At 45.4% G+C, this 23,013-nt stretch carries 18 protein-coding genes and 1 pseudogene; 7 read left to right on the forward strand and 12 right to left on the reverse strand.

The window, feature by feature from the left end; all coding sequences use genetic code 11:
- Nucleotides 1–103: 103 nt before the first annotated feature.
- Nucleotides 104–3,469, reverse strand: a complete 3,366-nt coding sequence (locus tag QUA44_RS25455; RefSeq protein WP_333256440.1) for an EAL domain-containing protein — start codon at nt 3,467–3,469, stop codon at nt 104–106.
- Between the two features lie 530 nt (nt 3,470–3,999).
- Between QUA44_RS25455 and QUA44_RS25460 the strand changes: the two genes are divergently transcribed.
- Nucleotides 4,000–4,440 carry a pentapeptide repeat-containing protein gene (locus QUA44_RS25460; RefSeq protein ID WP_333256443.1) on the forward strand — a complete coding sequence of 147 codons (441 nt, stop codon included), beginning with the start codon at nt 4,000–4,002 and terminating at the stop codon, nt 4,438–4,440.
- A gap of 146 nt (nt 4,441–4,586) precedes the next feature.
- On the opposite strand, the gene crtH is transcribed toward QUA44_RS25460, so the two are convergent.
- Nucleotides 4,587–6,131, reverse strand: coding sequence for a carotenoid isomerase (gene crtH, locus QUA44_RS25465; protein ID WP_333256446.1), 1,545 nt, complete (start codon nt 6,129–6,131; stop codon nt 4,587–4,589).
- Nucleotides 6,132–6,783: 652 nt separating this feature from the next.
- Between crtH and upp the strand changes: the two genes are divergently transcribed.
- The 3 genes from upp to QUA44_RS25480 all read left to right on the forward strand — a co-directional run bounded on the left by upp (nt 6,784) and on the right by QUA44_RS25480 (nt 8,500).
- Entirely contained in the window at nt 6,784–7,434 is a 651-nt protein-coding gene (gene upp, locus QUA44_RS25470) for a uracil phosphoribosyltransferase (protein ID WP_333256485.1), read from the forward strand.
- Between the two features lie 244 nt (nt 7,435–7,678).
- Nucleotides 7,679–8,146, forward strand: a complete 468-nt coding sequence (locus QUA44_RS25475; protein ID WP_333256449.1) for a TMEM165/GDT1 family protein — start codon at nt 7,679–7,681, stop codon at nt 8,144–8,146.
- Nucleotides 8,147–8,206: 60 nt separating this feature from the next.
- Nucleotides 8,207–8,500, forward strand: coding sequence for a TMEM165/GDT1 family protein (locus QUA44_RS25480; RefSeq protein WP_333256451.1), 294 nt, complete (start codon nt 8,207–8,209; stop codon nt 8,498–8,500).
- Between the two features lie 118 nt (nt 8,501–8,618).
- Here the strand turns inward: QUA44_RS25480 and QUA44_RS25485 are convergent, their stop codons facing one another.
- Nucleotides 8,619–9,125, reverse strand: coding sequence for a hypothetical protein (locus tag QUA44_RS25485; protein ID WP_333256454.1), 507 nt, complete (start codon nt 9,123–9,125; stop codon nt 8,619–8,621).
- 343 nt (nt 9,126–9,468) lie between these two features.
- Nucleotides 9,469–10,606 (reverse strand): annotated as a pseudogene (locus QUA44_RS25490) (RNA-guided endonuclease InsQ/TnpB family protein).
- A gap of 70 nt (nt 10,607–10,676) precedes the next feature.
- Between QUA44_RS25490 and QUA44_RS25495 the strand changes: the two are divergent.
- Nucleotides 10,677–10,847, forward strand: coding sequence for a hypothetical protein (locus QUA44_RS25495; RefSeq protein ID WP_333256457.1), 171 nt, complete (start codon nt 10,677–10,679; stop codon nt 10,845–10,847).
- Nucleotides 10,840–12,105 (forward strand): MFS transporter, encoded by a 1,266-nt coding sequence (locus tag QUA44_RS25500; protein ID WP_333256459.1) that lies wholly within the window; start codon nt 10,840–10,842, stop codon nt 12,103–12,105. Before QUA44_RS25495 ends, QUA44_RS25500 begins: the two co-directional genes overlap by 8 nt.
- A gap of 140 nt (nt 12,106–12,245) precedes the next feature.
- On the opposite strand, the gene hisIE is transcribed toward QUA44_RS25500, so the two are convergent.
- Nucleotides 12,246–12,896, reverse strand: a complete 651-nt coding sequence (gene hisIE, locus QUA44_RS25505) for a bifunctional phosphoribosyl-AMP cyclohydrolase/phosphoribosyl-ATP diphosphatase HisIE (RefSeq protein ID WP_333256462.1) — start codon at nt 12,894–12,896, stop codon at nt 12,246–12,248.
- Nucleotides 12,897–13,247: 351 nt separating this feature from the next.
- On the opposite strand from hisIE, the gene hemL reads away from it, so the two are divergent.
- Entirely contained in the window at nt 13,248–14,546 is a 1,299-nt protein-coding gene (gene hemL, locus QUA44_RS25510; protein ID WP_333256465.1) for a glutamate-1-semialdehyde 2,1-aminomutase, read from the forward strand.
- 79 nt (nt 14,547–14,625) lie between these two features.
- On the opposite strand, the gene QUA44_RS25515 is transcribed toward hemL, so the two are convergent.
- The 7 genes from QUA44_RS25515 to QUA44_RS25545 form a co-directional block, all read right to left on the reverse strand.
- The gene (locus QUA44_RS25515; RefSeq protein WP_333310002.1) at nt 14,626–14,859 is read right to left on the reverse strand and encodes a hypothetical protein; all 234 of its coding nucleotides are present in this window, start codon (nt 14,857–14,859) and stop codon (nt 14,626–14,628) included.
- A 301-nt stretch (nt 14,860–15,160) separates the two neighbouring features.
- Nucleotides 15,161–16,261 carry a PepSY-associated TM helix domain-containing protein gene (locus QUA44_RS25520; RefSeq protein WP_333310005.1) on the reverse strand — a complete coding sequence of 367 codons (1,101 nt, stop codon included), beginning with the start codon at nt 16,259–16,261 and terminating at the stop codon, nt 15,161–15,163.
- A gap of 104 nt (nt 16,262–16,365) precedes the next feature.
- Nucleotides 16,366–17,058 (reverse strand): hypothetical protein, encoded by a 693-nt coding sequence (locus QUA44_RS25525; protein ID WP_333256472.1) that lies wholly within the window; start codon nt 17,056–17,058, stop codon nt 16,366–16,368.
- A 62-nt stretch (nt 17,059–17,120) separates the two neighbouring features.
- Entirely contained in the window at nt 17,121–19,973 is a 2,853-nt protein-coding gene (locus QUA44_RS25530; protein WP_333256475.1) for a TonB-dependent receptor, read from the reverse strand.
- A gap of 932 nt (nt 19,974–20,905) precedes the next feature.
- A complete protein-coding gene (locus tag QUA44_RS25535) occupies nt 20,906–21,307 on the reverse strand; it encodes a biopolymer transporter ExbD (protein ID WP_333256478.1) in 402 nt (133 codons plus the stop codon).
- Entirely contained in the window at nt 21,291–21,950 is a 660-nt protein-coding gene (locus QUA44_RS25540) for a MotA/TolQ/ExbB proton channel family protein (RefSeq protein ID WP_333256480.1), read from the reverse strand. Before QUA44_RS25540 ends, QUA44_RS25535 begins: the two co-directional genes overlap by 17 nt.
- Nucleotides 21,951–22,210: 260 nt before the next feature.
- Nucleotides 22,211–23,013, reverse strand: an 803-nt coding sequence (locus QUA44_RS25545; protein WP_333256482.1) for an HNH endonuclease, incomplete at its 5' end; no start/stop codon positions are given.

The following is a 23,013-nucleotide window of genomic DNA, read 5'->3' on the forward strand; positions in this document are numbered from 1 at the left end:
TTCTTCCTTCTGTCAACTGTCAAATTCAACTATCAAATGTCAACTGTCAACTATCAAATGTCAACTATCAAATGTCAACTGTCAACTGTCAAATGTCAACTCTTCAACAAGCCAGCTTAGCTTCAAAAGCCAAAGAATTAAGAGGAAACTCCCCCAAAACTTCCTCTAAAATAGGAGATGTGAAGTTACAAGGTTGAGGCTTTCCTAAATGATAACCTTGAGCGTAATCTACCCCAAGTTCATTTAGTTTATCCATAATTTTTTGATTTTCAACATACTCGGCAATAGTTTTAATTCCCATGACGTGAGCGATTTTTGTAATAGCTTCCACCATTGCGATATCAATAGGATTATCGACAATATGCTTAATAAAATTGCCGTCTATTTTGAGATAATCAACCGGCAAGCTTTTCAGGTAAGCAAAGGAAGACATCCCGCTGCCGAAGTCGTCCAAGGCAAACTGGCAGCCTAGTTCTTTGAGTTGCCAAATCAAGCTGGCTGCCTTGCTGAGATTACCGATCGCCACGGTTTCGGTAATTTCAAAACAAATTATTTGCGGCGGTATTTGATGGATGGAAAACTGTTCCTGAATAAACTCGATAAACTTTTCTTCGTTGAGGCTGTCCCCAGAAAGGTTGATTGAATAAAGGTTGGGATATTTGCCAAATGAGGATTGCGGATTAGACAAAAGAGAGCAAGCAGGGAAGGTAACTATTTTATCGCTGTCTACCCCAGGGTTTTGGACGAATAAATTTGCCGTGAAAATTTTAGATAGATTGCGAAATAAAGTACGAATTACCCAGCAGTCGATCGCGTGCATCAAGTTGTAGCGTTCTGCAGCCGGAATAAACGCCATCGGCGACACCAACTCACCAGTTTCAAGCTGGAGGCGCAGGAGGATTTCGCAGTGGGTTCCGGTGGTTGGAGAGTTGAGCAAAGGTACGATCGGCTGAGAGTACAAGCAAAAGCGATTCTCTTCTAAAGCTTGATGAATTTGCACCACCCACTCGGTTTCGCCATGCTGTTTGATTAATTCTTGATCGCCGGCTTGATAAACCTGTACCCGGTTGCGACCTTTATTTTTAGCAGCGTAGCAAGCCATATCGGCCGCGCTTAAAATCGTAGATGTCGAGGCTGCTTTGGGATGGATTGCTACCAAACCAATACTGACGCCGATCGAAAAAGTTTTTTCCTGCCACGCAAAGCGGAATCCCTGAATGCTTCGCAGCAGCGTTTCAGCCACATTCAATCCTCGTTCGACGGGACAATGGTACAGGAGTACGGCAAATTCATCGCCACCCAAACGCGCCAAAATATCGGTTTTGCGGATATTGCTTTTAAATAGCTGGCTGACTTGGCGCAGCAGTTCGTCCCCTGCAGCATGACCGCAGGTGTCGTTAACTATTTTGAACCGATCGAGATCCAGGTAAAGCATCACGTGTTCTTGCCCGTAACCTTGAGCGCCGTGTAGGGCGTGCTCTAGCTGGTATTCAAATTCCCGGCGGTTGACTAATTGCGTCAGGGGGTCATGAGTTGCCTGCCAGGTGAGTTGCCGCGCTTGAGTTCGCACTTGCGTGACATCTCGGAACACAACGACGGCCCCGACAATTTCGCCGCTGCTAGCGTGGATGGGGGCGACGCAGTGGTCGATCGCAAATTCAGTGTTGTTGTGGGCAATCAGCAAATTGTTGCGCCCTTGGTCAACAATCCGACCTTCGCACAAAGCGATTTCGGCGATATTTTCGATCGGCAGCCTGGTAGTTTCGTCAACTATTCTCAGCACTTTCGCGAGGGGTAAACCTTTAGCTTCCAATGTAGACCAACCCGTGAGTATTTCGGCAACTGGATTCAGGGTGGAAATGCAGCCGTCGGCGTCAGTAGTGATTACGGCATCACCGATCGATTGTAGAGTAACCTGAGCGAGTTCTTTTTCTTTAAAAAATGCTTGTTCCATGCGCTTGCGATCGCTAATATCTCGCTGCACCGACACCCAGTGGGTAACGTTCCCGGAGTTGTCGGCAATGGGTACGCTGTTGAGTTCCACCCAATAAGTTGAACCGTCTTTGCGGTAGTTAATCAATTCTAGGCGTAGGGGTTCTCGGCGAGAGAAAGTACGGCGAATTTTAGCGACTTGGGTTGGGTCGCTTTCTGGGCCACGCAAGCAACTGGGGGTTTGTCCAATGATTTCTTCGGGTAGGTAGCCCGTCATTTGGGTAAAAGCTTCGTTGGCATAGATGATGGTGGGGTCGGAGATATCGCTGTCTCCCGCATCCATAATCACGATTGCGTCGTTAGCGTTCACTACAGCAGATTCTAAAAGGTGGAGTCTAGCCTCGGCCCTAACGCGGGTAGCAATTTCGCTTTCTAGTCTGGCGTTAGTCAAGCTGAGGGATGCGATCGCTTTTTCCAATTCCCTAGTCCTTTCTGCCACTGAATCGTGTAGAACATCGATCGCCCCGGACATTTCCATCGGGTCAAGTACACGCAGTATGTTGGTTTGAGTAACTATTCCCAGGAGTTCTCCCTGTTCCCCCGTTACTACCAACCTGCGGACTAAACGCTGGTGCATTTCCTGATGAGCTACCCACAGCGAGTCTTCTTGCTTGAGGCTAAATAAGGGGGTACTCATCACAGTTTGGGCGATCGTCTGCGACAAATCTATATCTAAAGCTTGAAATTCGACAATATCCCGTTCTGTGACTATACCTACTGGAATGGGGAACGGTAAATCCATCGATAATTCTGTTGATTCGGTAATTACTACGCAGCTAACGCGGTGCTCGGCCATCAACTCAGCTAAACTCCTAACTGACGCTGAGCGAGGTGCTTGAATGACTTGTGCCGTCATTACTTCTTTCACGCGCCGCATTTTTAAGATATTTGCCGGTTTCAGCATGGCTTGGCGAATGCTTTCCGGCGTAATTACTCCTAAGAGTTGACCTTGACTATCCAATATTGGCAAATGCTTAATTCTTCGTTGCCCCAGCAGAATTAGGGCGCTGAAAATGTCTTGAGTCTCGGATTTTGTCAGAGTTGCTGCAGGCTGCCTCATCACTTCTGCGATGGTGACACCTTTTAAGTTTTTGCCCGAGGCAATCAAATCGACAAGATCCCTTTCTGTGAAAATTCCTTGCAATTGAGAATGTGAACCAGAGTGCGACGATAATTTTTCTAGGGATTTTTCCACGACAAAGACGCAGATACCTGTCGCGTCTCTGAATGCACTTGAGGTGGGGGAATTTGCGATGTCTGTTAGTGGCTGATAGATATCGGTTGGTGCAATGGCTGCGTTTAGAGAGCAACTTCCGCGCCGTTGGCCCATCAGGGTAATTACTTCTGCTAGTGGGGTATCGGGCGCAACTGTCAAGGGGTAGCGGTCTATTACTTGAGCTAATGTTGGCAGATACTTGGAGGAATCGTTTTTGAGCATATTTAATTGAGTTGTGCGATCGCGTGGACTCTGCGACATTCCAAAAAAGTGCTGATTTCCAAGCACTAGGTGGATTTTTACGGCGCTGCTGAGACCTAATTAAAATTTATTGTTAAAAATGCAGCCGAGCTTGGACTGGGGATCAAGCCAGTGACTGCTTTTTCTCTACCTATAAAGTTATAAGCTTATCTTTATCTTAAATTAATTTTTCAGTCTCGTGACACTTTTATTAAAAACAAAGTATTTTATGTGAACTTTTTGCGATAGGATTATCACTAAAATCATCCCTCGTATTGCGAATCATATCCATCTTCAGAAAGACACATCGCTTGGCTATATTAGCTAACCTAGAAAAGGTTACTACAAAAGTGCACTGTATTAAGTTCGGCAGTGTTAAGTTTTGCGAAATTATGTTTTGCGAGCTGGTCAAGACCATCTATGCGTTTTTGAGGGGAATCGATATCACAGCCAAGCTGTGAAATAGATCGCAACTTGCGAAAACAACCGTGGTAAGATTGTAGATATCAACACAAGAAGTTAAATACAGAGTCTGGTGAGGAAAAAGGATTATGAAACGCAATCTATTAGCCGCTACTTTTTTAATTACTCCCCTACTGTTGGCTGGCCCGGCCCGCGCTGAAAATCCCGTTCAGGTCAAACAGTTATTGTCAACGGGGCAATGTTTTCAGTGCGACTTGTCAGGAGCAGATTTAACTGGAGCACATTTAATTGGTGCTGATTTGAGAGAAGCAAATTTACGAGGAGCAAACCTATCTCAGGCAAACCTCGAAGGTGCTGACTTGACGGGTGCTAACTTGACGGGTGCTAACTTAACCAAAGTTTTCCTGACTAATGCCAGTTTAAATGACGCAGACCTCGATCGAGCCAATCTGACCGCAGCCATCATCAACACCGCCGACGTATCCGGTGCATCAATGGAAGATATGACCATCACAGATGCCAAAATCTACAATACCCAAATCGGCGTCGGCGGCAGCTACGACCAGTAAACTCATTAAAAGAATGGAAAACACTAATTTTGAGGTTAAAAACCCGGTTTCTCTCCAGAAACCGGGTTTTTAGTCTTTTTGTAGACTGCCCCGAAGCCTCACATTTTATGTCGTATTTCAAGCGAAAAATGTGACGCACCCTACCACTAAAAACCCAAATCAACCGCTATTCGGTGCGCGCAAGCAAACCCAGAAAACGCCACCGCATTTAAACCCTGTCCGGGAAAGGTACTGTCGCCCACACAATACAAACCAGGCATAGAAGTTCGATTAAACGGCATTCCCAACAAACCCATTAACTTTTGTCGCGGAATCGGCCCGTAAGTTCCGTCTTCGCGCCCCAAAAAGCGGCGGTGAGAACGCGCTGTCCCCACTTCCATATAATCCAAACCGGCATCTAAACCGGGAAAAATCTTTTCTAATCTTTCAATGATTCTCCCTGCGGCCTCTTCCTTTTTATCCTCGTATTCCTGCTGCGAAAGTCCTTCCCACTCTTCCATCCAACTCGAAGTAAAAGCGTGAACGATGTGATATCCTGCGGGAGCTAAATCCGGGTCGAGCACGGTCGGAATTGACACCAAAACAGTTCCCTCCGGCGCTTCCATTTTGTCCCACTCTTCTAACAAAATGTGGTGGCAGGCGCTACCAGCAGGGATTACGCTTGCTTCCACTCCCAAATGCAAACTCAAGAAACTGGGGGCTTTTTGATAGCGTTGCTGCCATTTCTTCTCGCTAGCTGGCATCTCTTCTGCGGGCAGCAATTTCTCGAAAGTATCCCACCGCGTAGCGTTAGAAACTATTCGCTTGGCGCGGTAAACTTCGCCGGTTGCCAGTTCGACTCCGACAGCGCGGCCGTTTTCTGTGATAATTTTTTTTGCTTTAGCTTTGTATTGAATTTTCCCGCCGCATTTTTCTAATCCTTCGACCAATTTTTGGGCAATTTGACCGACTCCGCCTTTGGGATAATTTATGCCGCCGTAATGTCTGTCGGAAAATACCATTCCGGCGTTAATCATCGGTGTTAAGTCTGCGGGTACTACAGACCAGTAGTAGCATTCCATGTCGATAAATTTCAGTAAAGTCGGGTCTTTTATGTAGCGCCGCGCAATGTCGCCAGTATTTTGAGGCAAATATTTTACTAATCCCAAACAGGCTAAAGGATTTTGAAAGAAGACTCGCACCAGATATCCGGGTTCTTCTAGGGATAGCAATTCCATGCCGTTGAGGCAGTTGAAGACGTTCCAGCATTCGCCGTAAAATTTCTGGATTCCTTGGCGTTCGTGGGGGAACCTGTCGGTTAATTCTTGCAAGTATTTCTCATAAGGCTGGGGTACTTCCAAATCCAAGCCGTCGGGTAGGTGATAGTGAAGCTGTACGGGGTCGGGAATTGTTTCTAGGGTGACGTTGACTGCTTTGAGGGCGCGGGTGAGGAGATTGGTGGTGCCGCGCTGTCCGAATCCAAATATCATGGAGGCTCCGACATCAAATCTGTAGCCTTCTCGATCGAAATATCCAGCACTACCGCCGGGAATTGTGTAGCTTTCGAGCACCAAAACTTTGGCTTTCTTGGCTGCTAGCTGGGTGGCTGTCACGAGTCCGCCAATGCCGGAACCGATGACTATCACATCAAATTCTTGCTCTGTAGGGCCGGAGTTGGGAGAGAATAACTGGGATTGAGTAGGAGCTGACATTGGGTTAAAAATCTTAATATTGAGATAATTTTACAGTCGATCGCTCCAGAAGGAAGAAGTTCGGCAACGGATTATGTAACGGATTTCATTCAGTTGACAGTTGACAGTTGACAGTTGACAGATGAGTGCGACCTCTACCTAAAAGGAAGGGGATTGGAGTAATGAATAGTTTTCTTTTAATTTCTCGCCTTTAAGGGTTCCGGCTTTAAACCAATTGTTTCTGGTAAGGAAGACCGAAGTTAGGCAACCGATAATGCCCGATGCCCGATGCCCGATGCCCGATGCCCGATGCCCGATGCCCGATGCTTCAAAAAGAAATGCTTAAAAAAAAATGCGAGAGCAGTCTACCATTGCCGACTGCCCTCGTCTGCCGATCCTTTGAGAGGAGAACACTAAAATGAATATAGCCTTGTTGCCAACTAATGTCAATACTATTGGTAAAGAATTTCAATAAGCTGGTCTTGAGGTTGGCAAACCAAGGTAGTGATACCATTTGGGATTTGAGATTTTAGATGAAAAAATTGAAGATTGTGATAAGTTGCACAGAGCGATCGATCGCCCGTTCATGAATTCCGCCCCTACGGGGGCTACAACGAAAACGATCGCTCTGTGCATAAAATCCCTGAAACCTAGCAATCTCGGCAATTTCCTCATGTCCCTGCAACTGCGCGTTTACGTTCCTCCACATCCGTTAATTAAACACTGGCTGGCTGTCGCCCGCGACGCGGCCACCCCATCGGTACTTTTTCGTTCTGCGATGACAGAATTGGGAAGGTGGCTGGCCTACGAGGCAATTCGAGAGTGGCTCCCGACTGTGGAGACAACGGTGCAGACGCCTTTGGCACAATGTCCGGCGACGTTTATTAACCCGGAAGCTCCGTTAGTTGTGGTACCGATTTTGCGGGCGGGTTTGTCGCTGCTGGAAGGAATTCAGACGGTGGTGCCGCTGGCTTCGGTTTACCATCTGGGGATGGTCAGGAATGAGGAGACGCTGCAACCGAGTTGTTATCTGAATAAATTGCCGGCGCAGTTTAACCCGGAAACGCGGGTGATAATTAGCGAGCCGATGCTGGCGACTGGTGGCACGATTGTGGCGACAATGCAGGAATTGACTTCGCGGGGAATTGATCCGAGCTTGATTCGGATTATTTCTGTTGTGGTTGCTCCTCCAGCTTTGAAGATGCTGAGTGCAGAGTACCCTAGTTTGATTATTTACACGGCGACGATCGACGAAATAGTCAATGAACAGGGTTTTATTGTACCTGGTTTGGGTGATGCGGGCGATCGAACTTACGGCACATGAACCAGTTTTGTTCATTCAGTTGACTGTTGACTGTTGACTGTTGACTGTTGACTGGTTGCTTAGAGAAGGGTTGACAGCACTTGACAAAAGAAGGAAGAGGATTGGAGTAATGAATAGTCTGATTTTAATTTCTCCCTACAAGGGTTCCGGCTTTAAACCAATTCTTGTTGGTAAAAGCAGGCACAGAGAAAGTTAGAATCAAAAGTACAAGTCAAAAATAAATAGCGTTTAGCACTCATTGCCCGTGAAACTTGATTCTGTTCCGCCAAGCTTGTCTGCTTCTGACTCAGTAAACCTCAATTATGATTTGCCACAACAGGTACAACTACAAATAAAAGAGGTTACTGAGATTTGTGCTGCTTTAACCCCGGAGCCCGCTGAACTCTCAGTGACTGTAAATCCCGGTATTTGTCAGGAACAAAAGAAACTGAAGTCGAAGCAGTGGGCAATTTTTGCTTCGACTTTTGCAACTATTTTTTTAGCTGAAATTGGAGACAAAACTCAGCTCGCGATTTTGCTGATGACGGCTGAATCTCGAAATCCTTGGATCGTTTTTGCGGGTGCGGGTTCGGCTTTGATAGCAACCAGTTTGCTGGGGGTGTTGCTGGGAAGGTGGCTGGCTAGTCGGATTGCTCCGAGAACTTTGGAGAGAGCTGCAGGAGTGATTTTGCTGGCGATTTCGGCGGTTCTGCTGTGGGAAGTGCTTGGTTAATTGTCTGCCTTGTCGGTAGGTCCTAGATTTCTACAATAGCTAACTAAGAACTAAAAAAACATGGACTGGCAACTTTTGGGACTAAGTTTTATTACAGTTTTTTTGTCAGAATTGGGAGACAAAAGTCAATTAGCTGCGATCGCCCTGGGCAGTAGTTGTAACTCGCCGCGGGCTGTATTTTTCGGTACGGCGTCGGCGCTGCTGCTGGCGAGTTTAATCGGCGTAGCCATTGGCTTCAGCACGGCTGAGGTGTTGCCGGAACGACTGGTAAAGGGACTCGCGGCGATCGGATTTGCGGTAATGGGCTTGCGGTTGCTGTGGCCAAAATCTGATGAGGCGGAAGCTTCCGAGTAGGATTGACTGCAATATATCAAGATGGCTAAAATTTCCAAAAATTAACGGCGGGTGTGAATTCACGCCCGCCGCTAATTTTTGAGTTTTTTATCAACTCAACCTCTGAACATTGTGTCGGTTAAACTTGGTTTTGGTAGCACCAGCCCACCAAGGTAGCGCCGAGGGTCAACTTCACAGCTTCCAAGACAAAATATCCTTGGTGGAGTAAATTCATCCCGGCGGGGACTTCTGCTGCTGAATCGAACAGATTTAGCTGCATTCCCAAGGCGCTCATTTGAGGTGTGAGACTGTAGGTGTCAATCAGGGCGATCGCCAGAAGTACCAATGATAATATGATTGCTGTGCGACTGCGCTTGCCGAAGTCACCGAATAAATTGCTCAAAACCATCAAACCCGTTGCTACCACGCCCGAACAGATCAACTCAACGCGGTTGAATCCCCAGAACATCATATTTCCGGCTGTTGCAAACTCAGGAGATGTCATCATTCCCGATACAAACAGGCTGGGCATAATTACTAAATCCATAATCAGGCTAGCGCTGAGCCAGAAAATTAGGGCTACCATGACAATTGCTTGCCAGCGCGGTTTGATTGATTCCACTCTTGATGTTGTAATAGCTGTCATAAAAATATTAGACCCTCTAAAATTTTTTTCTGCCTTTCCTAGAGCTTAACTAATTTTTTCCTAAAATCGTGTTAAGTATTTTTAAATGAATGGTAACTTTTTTAACTGACTTAGAAGAATTGTTAAGCTGGCGGGAAAATGTTCGATCGCGCGATAGAACATTTGTAATTTTAGGCGCAACCGCAGCGGATTGTTTTATAGATAATTAACGGCTAAAAGCTGACGCACGCTACTAATTTAGTCGGTTTTGACACTCCTGGGCCTCAAGGCGTGAGGATTCTTAGTTCAGCGCGAGGACTTAAATCAAGAACATTACTGCACCCGATCCAGAGATCCAATCTCCCTAAGCGTTTACTGCATCTAGTACAGAGGTTCCGACGTGCCCCGTCGTACCTATCCCGCGATTCAGGATATTAATTGCGGCATTACGATCCCTATCAATCTCGCATCCACACTGACAAACATGGGTTCGAGTGGATAGAGATTTTTTAACGACTTCCCCGCAATTACTGCATTCTTGACTGGTGTAAGCAGGATTTACCGCAATAGTTATCCGACCAAACACTTTTCCAAAATATTCTAAGAACACTCTGAACTGATACCAAGAAGCATCGCTTATTGATTTGGCTAGGCAGTGATTTTTAACCAGGTTAGACACTCTCAAATCTTCGTAAACTACTACATCGTTTGATGTGATGGGAGCACCTTGCAAGCTTAATTGCATGGTCTTTACGCTGTCTACTTATTTTGAGATGTCGCTTACCTAAAATCACTCTAGCTTTGCGGCGATTTGACCCACCCTTGACTTTCCGACTTACAAGACGCGCAGCACGTTTTATTCGTGCTTCGCGTCTACGCAGAAATCTAGGGTTAGGAACCATGAAGCCATTTGAATCAGTGTAAAACTCTTTCAAACCGACATCTAGTCCAATCGTTTTGCCTGTCATGGGAGCGGTTTATACTCGTTCTACAGAGATGCAAAACTGGACGTAATATCCATCTGCTCGTTTTACCAACCGCACCCGCTTAATTTTGTCTGGTTGATAAAAATTTAAGTCGCGAGTACCTTTTAACTTCAGTCTGCCAATTCCACACTTATCGGTAAAGGTGATTAATTTCCTATCTTCCGAGAGCTTCCAAGAATTAGTTTTGTACTCAACATAACGACAATTTTTCTGGAATTTAGGAAACCCAACTCTTTTACCTTTAATGCCTTTTTTAACATGATCGAAGAATCGACAAATACTAGCCCATGCTCTTTCTGCACTAGCCTGCCTGGCCATCGCACCTAACTTATTTGCAAATTCAAATTCTTTTGCCCAAATCGCACAATACTTAGAAAGATCGAACCAAGATTTAGCGCCACCATCCATCCACAGTCGGATCGATTTGTTGCGAATGAATTGACAAATTCTAATCGCTTCATCGACTGCCTGGAATTGATCTGGTTTTGCGTAAGCCTTGAATTCGAGAACGAGCATCTTACATTTCCTCCTGTTCCTATGATAACACATTTATCATAGGTAGGAATGCCTAACTTCCTCTAAAAATATGGAGAAAGTCCCCCTAGAAGGGGGAGGCTCTAACCCCAATTTTCTGGTAGGGTGGTGCGTCAGCGGCGGATTGTTCGATCGATATATTGACCGCTACAAGCTGAGACACCCTATTAATTTACCACTAATTGCTAACTCCATCGACCTACAATCTGCTGTATATGCCTAAATTGAAATTTCAACTATCATCTTGGCTTCCCCGTCTCCCCACTCAAGTCTGGATTCTCGCCGCAGGCAGATTCCTCTCCCAAAGCGGCACCGGTTTTACTTTATTTTATGCGCCGATCTTTTTTGTCGATCGCGTCGGTTTATCTGCAACTGCTGTTGGTATCGGTTTGGGTATCGGTTCAATTGCGGGAATATTCGGCCGCGTTTTGGGCGGTTCTTTTTGCGATTCTAAATTTTGGGGAAGGCGGCGAACTTTATTGCTGGCGACAATGATTGCGGCTGTCGCTTCTTTTGTACTGGCGGCAACTAATAATTTCGCCGGCTTAGTTGCAGGAAATGTACTGATGGGTTTTGGCGTGGGTTTGTATTGGCCTCCAACGGAGACAATGGTGGCGGATTTAACGGAGGGCGATCGGCGACAGGAGGCTTTTGCTTTGACGCGGCTTGCTGATAATTTGGGTTTGCAAGTTGGGATTATTTTTGGCGGTGTTTTGATTGCGGTAACGGGGAATTATCGATCGCTCTTTATTATCGATGGTATCTCGTTTATAGTGCTGTTTGCGGTGGTGGCGATCGCGATTTCAGAAACCTACAAACCTTCTACTGCAACAGATGCCAGCCCAAAAAATCTCAAAAATGGCTGGATGGTGGCGTTGAACGATCGCACTTTGCTAGTATATGCCTCGGTAAATATTTTGTTCACTCTCTACATTTCCCAAATTCAAACCACAATGCCGCTGTATTTTAGTAAGTTTGTGCAGGTGGGGACATCGGGAACAGGCTTTTCTACAGGTACAATTACCGTTTTGTTTGCTTTTAGTACATTTTTAACGGTAGCTTTGCAACTGCCGATTGTGAAAGCTTTGAGGGGGTTTTCCCATCCAAAAGCTTTGATGATTTCGGCGCTGCTGTGGGGAATGGGATTTATCGCGATCGGCTTGACGGGAATGGCAGCAACTGGCAATCTATTTTTAGCTGTTTTAGGCTTGAGCTTTTTGTCCTTAGCGACAGTTGCTTATACGCCTTTTGCTTCGGCTTTGGTGGTGGATTTAGCGCCGGAGTCTTTGCGGGGCGTGTATTTGGCGCTTAATTCTCAGTGTTGGGCGATCGGCTATTTAATCGGGCCTCCGCTGGGCGGTTTCGCCTTGGATCAGGGTAAATGGGGGGCGGATAATTTTTGGTTGGGTTTGGCTGTTAGCGTGATATTGGCGATCGCAATTTTGCAAAAGCTCGATCGAATGTTGAAAACGAGAATCTAATATTAGAAATCTCCACAACAGTCAACAGTCAACAGTCAACAGCGATGCCCTGAGCGAAGTCGAAGGGTCAACAGTCAACAGCGATGCCCTGAGCGAAGTCGAAAGGTCAACAGTCAACAGTTAACCGTCAACTAACTAATTTATTTTCGACGATCGCCCAATTTGCGATAAACTTCTCTCAAATCAACTTGATGGTGAGCCAAAGCAACCAAAGCGTGATAAAATAAGTCCGCAACTTCTCCAGCAATTCCATCTTTGTCGTCATCTTTGCAAGCCATCACAACTTCCGCCGACTCTTCGCCAATTTTCTTGAGAATCTTGTTGTCGCCGCCCTCGAACAATTTGCAAGTATAAGAACTTTCGTTAGGATGATCGCGGCGATCGCAAATCACGTCAAATAATTGAGATAACATATCCCCGGGCGGCGGTACAATTTCCCCATCAACTTGGTGAAAACAACTTCTTTCTCCCGTGTGACAAGCAATATCTCCGACTTGTTCCACTGTCACCAACAAAGCATCGCTATCGCAGTCGTAACGCAGCCCTTTGACATTTTGAATGTGTCCCGAAGTCGCGCCTTTTGGCCACAATTGGGCGCGCGATCGACTCCAGAACCAAGTTTGCCCGGTAGAGAGCGTTTTCTGCAGCGACTCCCGATTCATCCAGGCCATCATTAACACCGTACCGTCCAAATAATCTTGGACGATCGCAGGCACTAAACCGCGATCGTCGTAACGGATCTTTTCAATTGGGATCGATCGGCTCAAACTCGATAAATCAGTAGTAGACATAATTTTATTTCAACTTTGTAATATAGATTAACGCTTTCCTGTCGGAAATTGTTTTTTTATTAACCGCAGAGAACGCAGATGAGGCAGAGGAAGAGAGAAGTTTGAGCAAGTGATGGCTCAATTGTCAAGAACTATTTTACAAAAAATTACATTTTAGGGCGATTCCCTACGGGATAGCTTCGCTTCACGGTGCTAGTGCGACAAAGCTTAAAAAACCCAAGCTAGTATTGCTACTCATTGGTTTGTACCCTAAAATCTACTAGAATAGTTTCCTTGAATCGACCTAACCTTTATGTTGAACTGGCTATAAAATTATTCTACCAACAACAGACGTTCACTAAGGAGAAAACATTGGTTTCCACAACCTTGAAAACGAGCAAATCAGAAGAAATTTTCGCCGCCGCCCAGAAGTTGATGCCCGGTGGCGTCAGTTCCCCCGTGCGCGCCTTCAAATCCGTAGGCGGAGGGCCAATAGTCTTTGACAGGGTAAAAGGAGCCTACATTTGGGATGTTGACGAAAACCAATACATTGACTATGTAGGCACTTGGGGCCCAGCCATCTGTGGCCACGCCCACCCGGAAGTCATCAAAGCCCTGCACGAATCTTTAGAAAAAGGTACGAGTTTCGGCGCACCATCGCTGTTGGAAAACGTACTCGCCGAAATGGTCATTGATGCCGTTCCCAGCATTGAAATGGTGCGATTTGTCAACTCCGGCACCGAAGCCTGCATGGCCGTTTTGCGGCTGATGCGAGCCTTCACCGGACGCGATAAATTGATTAAATTTGAAGGCTGCTATCACGGGCACGCCGATATGTTTTTGGTAAAAGCCGGTTCGGGTGTCGCAACTCTCGGCCTTCCCGACTCGCCTGGGGTGCCAAAATCCACTACCGCCAACACCCTCAACGCTCCGTACAATGACTTAGAAGCAGTCAAAGCTTTATTTGCCGAATATCCGGGCGAAATCGCAGGCGTAATTCTCGAACCAGTTGTAGGAAATGCCGGATTTATTGTACCGGATGCAGGTTTCCTCGAAGGTTTGCGGGAAATTACCAAAGATAACGGCGCTTTGTTAGTTTTTGATGAAGTAATGACCGGTTTCCGTATCGCCTACGGTGGAGCTCAGCAAAAATTCGGTGTCACCCCAGATTTGACGACTTTGGGTAAAGTTATCGGCGGCGGTTTGCCGGTGGGAGCTTACGGCGGACGGCGCGATATTATGGGGATGGTTGCTCCAGCGGGCCCTGTGTATCAAGCTGGTACGCTTTCGGGAAATCCTTTGGCGATGACTGCTGGGATTAAAACTTTGGAATTGCTGCAAAAACCTGGCACTTACGAACAGTTGGATAGGATTACGAAAAAACTGTCCGACGGATTGCTGAAAATTGCTAAGGAAGCCGGACACGCGGTTTGCGGCGGGCAAATTAGCGGGATGTTTGGCTTGTTTTTTGCGGCGGGGCCAGTGCACAATTACGACGATGCGAAAAAGTCTGATGTAGCAAAGTTTGGCCGCTTTCATCGCGGAATGTTGGAGCACGGTATTTATCTGGCTCCTTCGCAGTTTGAGGCTGGATTTACTTCTTTGGCTCATACTGAGGAAGATGTCGATCGCACTTTGGCTGCCGCCCGCGAAGTAATGGCAAGTATTTAACGTGTGTAGTAAGGATGTTCGTCCTTAAAACTCAGGAATAAATAATTAAAGTCCTTCCTGTTTGTTGGCAGTAAGGACTTTAATTTTTAACTGCTACCCACTCCGGCTTAAAAATCTGGCGTTGCTTAATCAGGGTATGAAAAAAATAAGTTTTAAATCCCCAAGCTTTGTCGATACAGGTTTCTATGACTGGCATATTTAGCCTTTCATACCGTAAATCAGCAACGCCGATGGCGTTGTTAAACTTGAATATGAATTCAGATTGTTCGCTATCAACCGAATAGGATTTACAGGCTTCAGGGTCATAAACCATAAACCTAGTTAGGGCTTGCTGAATAGAACTAGAAGCTATGACTGCCAAGGGTTTCAAGATTTTTAAACACAAAAAAGTGCTCTCGTTATGACGTTTTTTGGCTCAAAATCCTTGGATTTCGGTGGAAAATTGTGGAGTAAATTTGGGAACCCATCTCCGAATCTCCCATTTTTCAAGCTGTTTGGCACCTAGATTCGATTTGTGGGCTTTTTCAGCAAGCCCTAGTTAAATCATAAATCTCTAGTTGAAAATCGTCAACTTTTCATAAAAACCCGGTTTCTTTCTTGTGAGTAAATCCTGCTTAAGAAAACCGATTTGACTCAGTTTGATTTGCCCGCAATTGGGATGTTGATTCCCGTCTTGCCTTCAGCCACCGTCTCCGTTCCCAATTCACCGAACCAGTGATTAGTAAAACACTGGGTATTAAGCCGATGAATACATAGAGAATACGACTATAAATTCCGCCAAAAAGACCGAAATGAATAGTACCGATCGCAATCATAAACTTTAACATAGGTGGCGGTTCTACAACGCGATTCACTGTCAACACTTCCCCACTATATCGGTTCAGTTCTACATTACTCAGAGCAAATCGAATTGACTCGTGAGGAAGTTGCTTGCTAACTGTAATTTTTTCTGGTTCATGTTCGTCAAAAACTACATAAGTCGTTTTTCCATCCGGCATGGCTGCATCCGCTTTGCGTAACAGTTCACTTAAAGCTATGGGTTGTTTCGCAGGGGGTAAGACTTTTGCCAATTGCGGAGATTGATTGAATGAAGATTGCAGAACTAAAAATGACAATATCGCACCTGTAACAGCCAGAATTAGTAAAAATGTACTTGATAAAATGCCTCCGACTTGATGGATATCGTAACTTAATAATGGTAGTGGTGCAGTCGTGCGAACTGTAAAGCCTGTTTTTAACTTTCGCCAACCACTCCACAATATTATCCCTGTAATTACGATTAGTAAAAATAGCAAGCCAGTTATACCGACAGCCACCATTCCCACTTGACCTATAGCTAATTTGTAGTGGAAGTTATAGAGAAATCCTATTGGTGAATTATCCCATTTTCTCGCTCCCAAAATCTTAGTCGTGTAAGGATTAACAAATGTATCTAAGCTTTCTCCGTCTTGGGCTTTTATTGTGATCTGATAGCTGCCATCCGGCGTTTGAGGAAAGCGAATTGACTCTAAGGGGAAATTAGGATAAGCAGCTTGCACTGGTGCGATCATTTCATCCAGCGATGCTAGCTTTGCTTGGGGAACAACTCGCATGAAAGATGGGTGAATCGCGCGATCTAGTTCCTGGTGAAATACAAGGGCGCTACCACTCAAACTAATCACAGTTAGTAATAGCCCGATCGCAATCGCAATCGAACCATGTATTGTTAGTATCAATTTGCGGATTTTCATGTCTGAAACAGGCTATTAAGGATTAAATGCAACAAGTTTTATGATTGTATTTGACTTGACAATAAAGGCACTTTTTTCGATTCTAAATGTTACTCTCCTGTACCGCATTTTGTTTTGCCACCACCACAATAAGTGGCAAACCAAGGACTAAATTTAGTCGCATCCTCTGGATCTTTGGTCATATTCACCAGCGTTGCAAAACTAGATGGCTTACTGGCATACCGAAAGTGCATATGTATTGGTTCACCCTTTAATTCACCGTGCGGCGGTACGAAACTGAGATACTGGAACTTATTGCAGTTTGGATCTTGCTTTTCTTCTTTCACCAACTCAAATAAATCCCAAGTCATTTTATATTCGGCGTAATACTTGGAATCGCCAGTTGCACCCATGTAGACATACTGGCAGTTGCGCGCGATCGGTTTTTTCCCCGCTGCATCTTGGTAGAAGCTGAATTTCTCCATTTTTTCGACATCAATGCGTTTGGGGTTGCGCGGATCTTTGACAGAGTTTTGGTGTTCTGTGTTGAGATTAAACACGCCATTAAATCCTAAGTAAGGGACTTTATAAGCATTCATCGAGATAACTTGAGTGGCTACAGGCGACGGGGGCGCGACTTTCTGGGACGCTTGCGAGGCTGTTTTTTCAGAGGTACTAGAAGTGTTTGTTGGGGCGGCCCCATCTACCGGTTTATTCGCTTCAGGTATATCTGATGCGGCTTGACAAGCGATCGCCAATACCGCAGTTACAGCTAGAATTGCCTTGAGTTGAAATCGTTTCATGGATATCTCCTGGGATAAAAAATCAAACCTTGATTGAGTTGTTTTTCCTTGGCAAAAAAACATCAAAACCGCACGGAAAATGAACCAATTACTGTTAATGGTTCACCTGGCTGAATGCCAGTTCTACCGGTGGAAGATTCGATGTAGTTGACATTGAACAGATTTTTGATGTTGATGGCAGCTCGCCAATTATCGCGCTGATAAAAAACAGCGGCATTGGGGAGGAAATAACTATCCACTTCAAAGCTGTTAGATAAATCCCCTTGTCTCTCCCCCACAAAGTTAAACCCAACCCCAAAACCTAAACCCTGCAAATCGCCGCTTTGAATTTGATAAGTTGTCCACAGACTAGCGCTATGTTCGGGAACATTAAACAATCTGTTGCCAACTAGATCGCGGTCTGTATCTGCTGTAACTTCAGCGTCAGTGTAGGCGTAAGCAGCAATAACATTCCACCCCGGCAAAATTTGTCCGGATACGTCTAGTTCAATGCCTCGACTCCGCTGTTCCCCAGAGGCAATTGAGAACAAAGAATTATTCGGATCTGTGACAGCAACATTCTGTTTTTTAATGTCAAAGTATGCCAGAGTAGCGAGTAACCTTCTGTCGAGCAACTCAGCCTTGACACCGACTTCGTACCCCGATCCGGTTTCGGGTTCGATCAGACCGCCACCGGCTGTTGTTGCCGAACCTGGATTAAAAGAGCGCGAATAACTCGCATAAAGAGAAAGTTCTGGAATGGGTTGATAAACAATCCCTACACGGGGGGTAAAATTATTGTAATTTTGAGTTGTTTCACCGCCATCTGGGTTGGAAGTACCCGGAATTACTCGGTTTGTTTGCTCTGCGGTGTCATAGCGAAGACCTGCTAACAGCTTTAAATTATCGAAGATGGCAATTTGATCTTGCACGTAGAAACCATATCGGCTTGTTTCTACATCATTCCCTCCAAAACCAGCTAGTGTACCTTCATCTGGTTTGGGAACTTGACCGTAAACTGGATTGAAAATATTGAGGGGAATTGGTGTCACAAAATCACCCACCGAGTAAATTCTGTCATCGCTGTAGCTGATGTCTGCACCGAATATGAGAGTGTGCTCGACTGAACCTGTAGCAAACTCGCCTACGATGTTTGTTTGGAGAGCGTAGTTTTTATTCTGCCCGTCTTGAGAAGCAAAGAAGCGAGTAACGTTGGCAGTTTCATCATCAAAGCCAAATTGAAGAGCGACCACATTGAAATCGAAGTCGTAGGATGAATAGCGAAACGCATTTCGGATTTTCCAGTTCTCGCTGAAACGGTGCTCGAAATTGTAGCCAACATTGAAGTATTGGGTTCCGATCGCATCATCAGGTTCGCTGGCCACGCGATCGGGCGGAACGTCAACAACTCGATTGCCAATAGCAGCAATTCCATTATCAGCAGCCCGCTTATCATCGGTGTATTCAAGAGAAACTGTCAAGTTGGTGCGATCACCAATTCTCCAAGCAAGCGTCGGCGCAATAAACAAGCGCTCATTGTTTTGATCAAAACCCCGATAACTCTCACTTGTTCGGTACAATCCGTTGACGCGATAAAGCAGGCTGCCATCTGAAGTTAAGGGGCCGGAAATGTCAAAGCGGGGGCTGACAAAATTTCGGCTTCCTAGTTGCAGTTCGGCTTCGTAAAAAGGTTCGGACAGCGGTTGTTTGGATACCAAGTTAATTAAACCCCCCGGTTGAATTTCCCCATACAAAATTGAAGCTGGCCCTTTCAGAACTTCAACGCGATCGAGATTGGCGACTTCTGGAAAAGTTTCAAAAGAACCGTACTGCCTGAACCCATCTCGCAAGACAGGAGCATTGTCAAAACCCCGAAGGCCGAAACTGCCGCCTCTACCTGTACTATTTCCGCCCAATGTGACACCGCTAACGTTGCGTAATACTTCTTCTAGTCGCACGGCTTGTTGATCTTCTATCACCTCTTGGGGGACAGCTTGGATAGACTGCGGAATATCGCGGATTGGGGTATCTGTGCGGGTGGCGGAGGAAGCATTGGGCTGTAGATAGGGAGTTTGCTGATTGCCTGTGACAATGATATTAATTTTTTCTGTGCTGACACTCAGAACTAAACCGCTGGTGCTTCTGAGTACACCTGCTGTTGGCAAATTTTCTTGACCCGTGATGCTGAGGCGGATACTACTAGCATCAACCTGAGTCACCGTGACTAAATTAATTCCCTCAAATGGATTTTGGGCGCTAAATTCTTGACCGTCAGGTAGAACTAATTGAGCATTGGCAATATCCGCAATTAGAGTTTTGCCCTCAGTCCTGGTCTTCGCTTGCAGGATTTGCCCCTCTGCTGTTTCTAAAATGACTTCTAAACCTGCCTGTGTTGGGTTCAATCGCACGCCGGTTACTTGTACGACTGATTGAGAGATTTGCACAACATCTGAAAAGTTGGTCAAACTCGGTCTCGACGGATTTAATAAGCTTTCTACACTGGTATTCGGACGAGCTATTTCGTCGAGTTTTGGTATTGCTGCTGTGGGCTCTTTTGCCTGTGCTGTCGGTTCAATATTAGGAATAGGAGAAGGGCGATCGCCATTGTACTCTGGAGCAAATGTCAAGTCAGAATTGGGCTTTTGGTCGTTGTTTTCTGTATTGTGCTTGACTTCTAACTCCTCGCTTTTAGATGAGGGCTTTTCTTCGAGGGTTTTTTGGGGCACGATCGCAGAAGCCATCGCCCACCATTGAGATTGAGTGCGATCGTCCTCTTGTGAGGGATTTATGGAACTCGGATCGGGGGCGCTCTCAGGTGCAGTTTCACCAGAGTCTGGGTTAACGCCGTCAGAGAAACTCCTTGGCCCAACTGCTGCTACGGGCATGATACCAACGCCGAGCAGCGCCACACAAAAAAACGGCAGACACAGTTTCATTTCCACACCACACACTTAAAAAAACTTGAGACTCTACACCATCTGTAAGAGCGAATGCACCGATTGAGCAGCAATCTGGTCACTTGTACTCTGCTGAAAACCTACCAACACAAACACGGAAACCAAGTCTGTTACTCACAGGCGCAGCTATCTGTAGTCGTAGTTTCAATTTAGTTTCCTGACATGAGAGACGATGCTCTCGGGTCGCAGTCAACAATCTAACAATTATTGCATAATATTTGCAATAGTCTTATTAAAATAAATAAATTGTTTGCAAATGTCAAGCAAATATTGATTTTTTTATTGATAAACTTTATTGGATTTTTGGCAAAACTTCACTGGCGGACTTCCGACAAGTTAGGGGCGCTCTTGGAGTCCGCCTCGCTTTAAGCTGCAAATCCGTTTAAAATTGGCTTCTAGATTGGATGAGTCCGTTATTTTTAACCTAAAGCTTATGACTATCGAACAATTATATTAAAAATAATTATGAATTACTGCTGACCAAAATTGATAATTTAGCTTTTAATGACTTCAGATTAATCAAGAATTTATATCAATAAATTTGAGTAACACCTCAAAAAAAGCTTTTGAAGAAACGATCGCAGTTACCGGCCGCGCGATCGTCGATTTCAAGATCTCAGGGTTGCAATGAGTGCAACAAGTAGAATGGCTCAACCTTTGAAGGATTTTTGAGAAATCTCCGGTAAAACAGTTCGACAGCTTTAGACTTCCTGCGCTACAGGTGCCAGCACCAGCCTCATCAATTAGCTTTTACCTTTCTGCAAGACAGAGAAACAGAAAGCTATATTTTATTGAAAAAACACGGTTTCTAAGCACCAGTGCGTCAATCCTACGATCTTTAGTACATCTGCATCGGGAAATTGCAGTTTAAGGGTATGAGAAAATTCTCAAGTAGGAATTCTACTAACTCTCTACTTGATGGTAGCAATCCCTAACTTAGCTCCCTTAATTCGGCGCAATCGATCCATAACTTCCACAACATTTCCGTGATTGACACCTTTATCCGCGTTCAAAATAACTAAAGAAGTCTGATTAGAACCCATCACCTCGCGCACCGCACCCTCAATCTGGTCTAAGTTGACTGGCTTTTTATCAACCATTAATTTTCCCGATTCATCAATGGTGATGGTAATTTTAGAAGGTGCTTCCTGACTTTGAGAGGTTGTCGCTTTTGGTAAATTTACCGGCAAACCCTCAGATTTGGATAAAGACAGAGAAGAAATGATTAAAAACGTCAATATAGCGAATACCACATCAATCATTGGCACGATATTGATCTGAGCAATGTTATCGGGTTCATCGGGTAGACGCATAGTTAGATTCTCTCGGTAGTTTTTCGTAGCGGTGACGGTACAATAATTCTAGCTGCCCTCCAGCTTCCTGAATAAAAGCAATTTGTTGTAAATAAAACCCGCGAAACATATTGGCAAATAAAAGCGTAAAAATTGCCACCACTAACCCTATTGCCGTAGAGACGAGGGCTTCGCTAATCCCACCGGTAACGCCTGCGGCATTGCTGCTCCCGGCTTCTCCCAGTTTGAGCGAGCCAAAAGTGGTAATTAATCCCAAAACAGTGCCGAGCAACCCAAATAGTGGGGAAAGGCTGATAATGGTATCAAATATTGTATTAAATCGCTTCAGGATGGGGATTTCGGCCTGAGCGCCACTTTCTAGGGCCAAACGAAATTCTTCGATGTTGGGCGAGTCTAATTCTAAAGCTTCTAAAAAAATCCGGGCCAAAGGCAAATCGGCGTTTACTTGTAATTTTTTGATGGCGGAATTGGGGTTTTCGCGGTAGAGATTTAGAACTTCTCGCACGACTCGCCGCTGCCGCCGATTTACCCTAAACCAAAAGGCAAGACGCTCTATAATCAACGCGACTGCTGCGATTGACGAGGCAAACAGGGGCCAAGCAACAATGCCTGCGGCGCGAAAAATGTAAATGAAAGTATCCATTAGAAAGTATCCATTAGTTTTTACTCTCGCTAGCTCCGTCGATCGCAGGCTGCCTAATGCTGCAACCCCTTGCGACAGAAGGCTGGTAGATGTTTCTGCGTCAAGTTGGCACAAGTGATTCAGACGGAGAATTGTTTCACTCCTTGGCGCGATCGCGATCGCACTTCCCGCACTACCTGTATCTGAGTATCTTTGCCTGTAGTCGAAATGCTCCTACTGTTATCCCTATCGATTTTTCTGTCATATTACTAAAAACGCTTTTATTGGAGTAAAGCGGAGTCAATTGACGCATATTGATAACCATCCTGTTTGTGCAAAAATTTGACGTTGCTCATATCTTTTGTACTCAGTCGAAAATCACCGATCTTGATCTCAACACCTTTATCTGTTGGAGTCTTGACCCGTCCAACGTAAAGTCCTGATTGGAATCGCTTGCGGTCTTCTAGAAGCTGAATGGCAACAATGTCACCAGTCCTACAATGAGTAAAAGACTGTCTAGGCTTGGCACAAGGAAAACCGTATTTATCATTTCTAGTGGACTGTCGATTTCCTTGTCCTGTTGATTTAATCAGTAAGGGCTGATTAGTTAGCACTTCCAAGAAATCAATCTGACCCACACAAGCCGCATCTAACCAGTGAGTTTTAGGCAGGCTTAATCGAGTACGGTTGTACTTGGTCTGACCACCCGAACCTGTGGAGACAGGAAGACCCGTTTCTTTTAGTCGGTTGAACAATGCCCATCGGGTTGAGTTGACCGCCGCCGCGTCTTTTAAGGGGCGCTTTGCTTGAGCTAGAACCCGCTTCAAAACATCTGGCTTTTTGGCTAAGAAAACGCTAATATCCTGAGTCCCTTTTTTGAGATTGCATTTCTCGCAAGCCAGGCACAGATTAGAGATCCGATTTGTGCCGCCTTTTGCTTTGGGCTGGATGTGTTCCACTTGGAGCGGAACGTTCTCAATTGAGCAGTAAGAACATTTACGATCCCATTTGTTAGGGTCGAACGGGGTATCGCTACCCCGAACTCCCATGCAAAACCGGACGTGATAGTTTCCCGTCATCCGGC

The organism is Microcoleus sp. N9_A2 (assembly GCF_036701775.1).
Classification (GTDB): Bacteria; Cyanobacteriota; Cyanobacteriia; order Cyanobacteriales; family Microcoleaceae; genus Microcoleus.

Coding starts and splice junctions, on each gene's coding strand:
- QUA44_RS25455 (WP_333256440.1), bottom strand. CDS start 3,469: ATGTCGCAGAGTCCACGCGATCGCACAACTCAATTAAATATGCTCAAA.
- QUA44_RS25460 (WP_333256443.1), top strand. CDS start 4,000: ATGAAACGCAATCTATTAGCCGCTACTTTTTTAATTACTCCCCTACTG.
- crtH (WP_333256446.1), bottom strand. CDS start 6,131: ATGTCAGCTCCTACTCAATCCCAGTTATTCTCTCCCAACTCCGGCCCT.
- upp (WP_333256485.1), top strand. CDS start 6,784: ATGTCCCTGCAACTGCGCGTTTACGTTCCTCCACATCCGTTAATTAAA.
- QUA44_RS25480 (WP_333256451.1), top strand. CDS start 8,207: ATGGACTGGCAACTTTTGGGACTAAGTTTTATTACAGTTTTTTTGTCA.
- QUA44_RS25485 (WP_333256454.1), bottom strand. CDS start 9,125: ATGACAGCTATTACAACATCAAGAGTGGAATCAATCAAACCGCGCTGG.
- QUA44_RS25495 (WP_333256457.1), top strand. CDS start 10,677: ATGGAGAAAGTCCCCCTAGAAGGGGGAGGCTCTAACCCCAATTTTCTG.
- QUA44_RS25500 (WP_333256459.1), top strand. CDS start 10,840: ATGCCTAAATTGAAATTTCAACTATCATCTTGGCTTCCCCGTCTCCCC.
- hisIE (WP_333256462.1), bottom strand. CDS start 12,896: ATGTCTACTACTGATTTATCGAGTTTGAGCCGATCGATCCCAATTGAA.
- QUA44_RS25515 (WP_333310002.1), bottom strand. CDS start 14,859: ATGGTTTATGACCCTGAAGCCTGTAAATCCTATTCGGTTGATAGCGAA.
- QUA44_RS25525 (WP_333256472.1), bottom strand. CDS start 17,058: ATGAAACGATTTCAACTCAAGGCAATTCTAGCTGTAACTGCGGTATTG.
- QUA44_RS25530 (WP_333256475.1), bottom strand. CDS start 19,973: ATGAAACTGTGTCTGCCGTTTTTTTGTGTGGCGCTGCTCGGCGTTGGT.
- QUA44_RS25535 (WP_333256478.1), bottom strand. CDS start 21,307: ATGCGTCTACCCGATGAACCCGATAACATTGCTCAGATCAATATCGTG.
- QUA44_RS25540 (WP_333256480.1), bottom strand. CDS start 21,950: ATGGATACTTTCATTTACATTTTTCGCGCCGCAGGCATTGTTGCTTGG.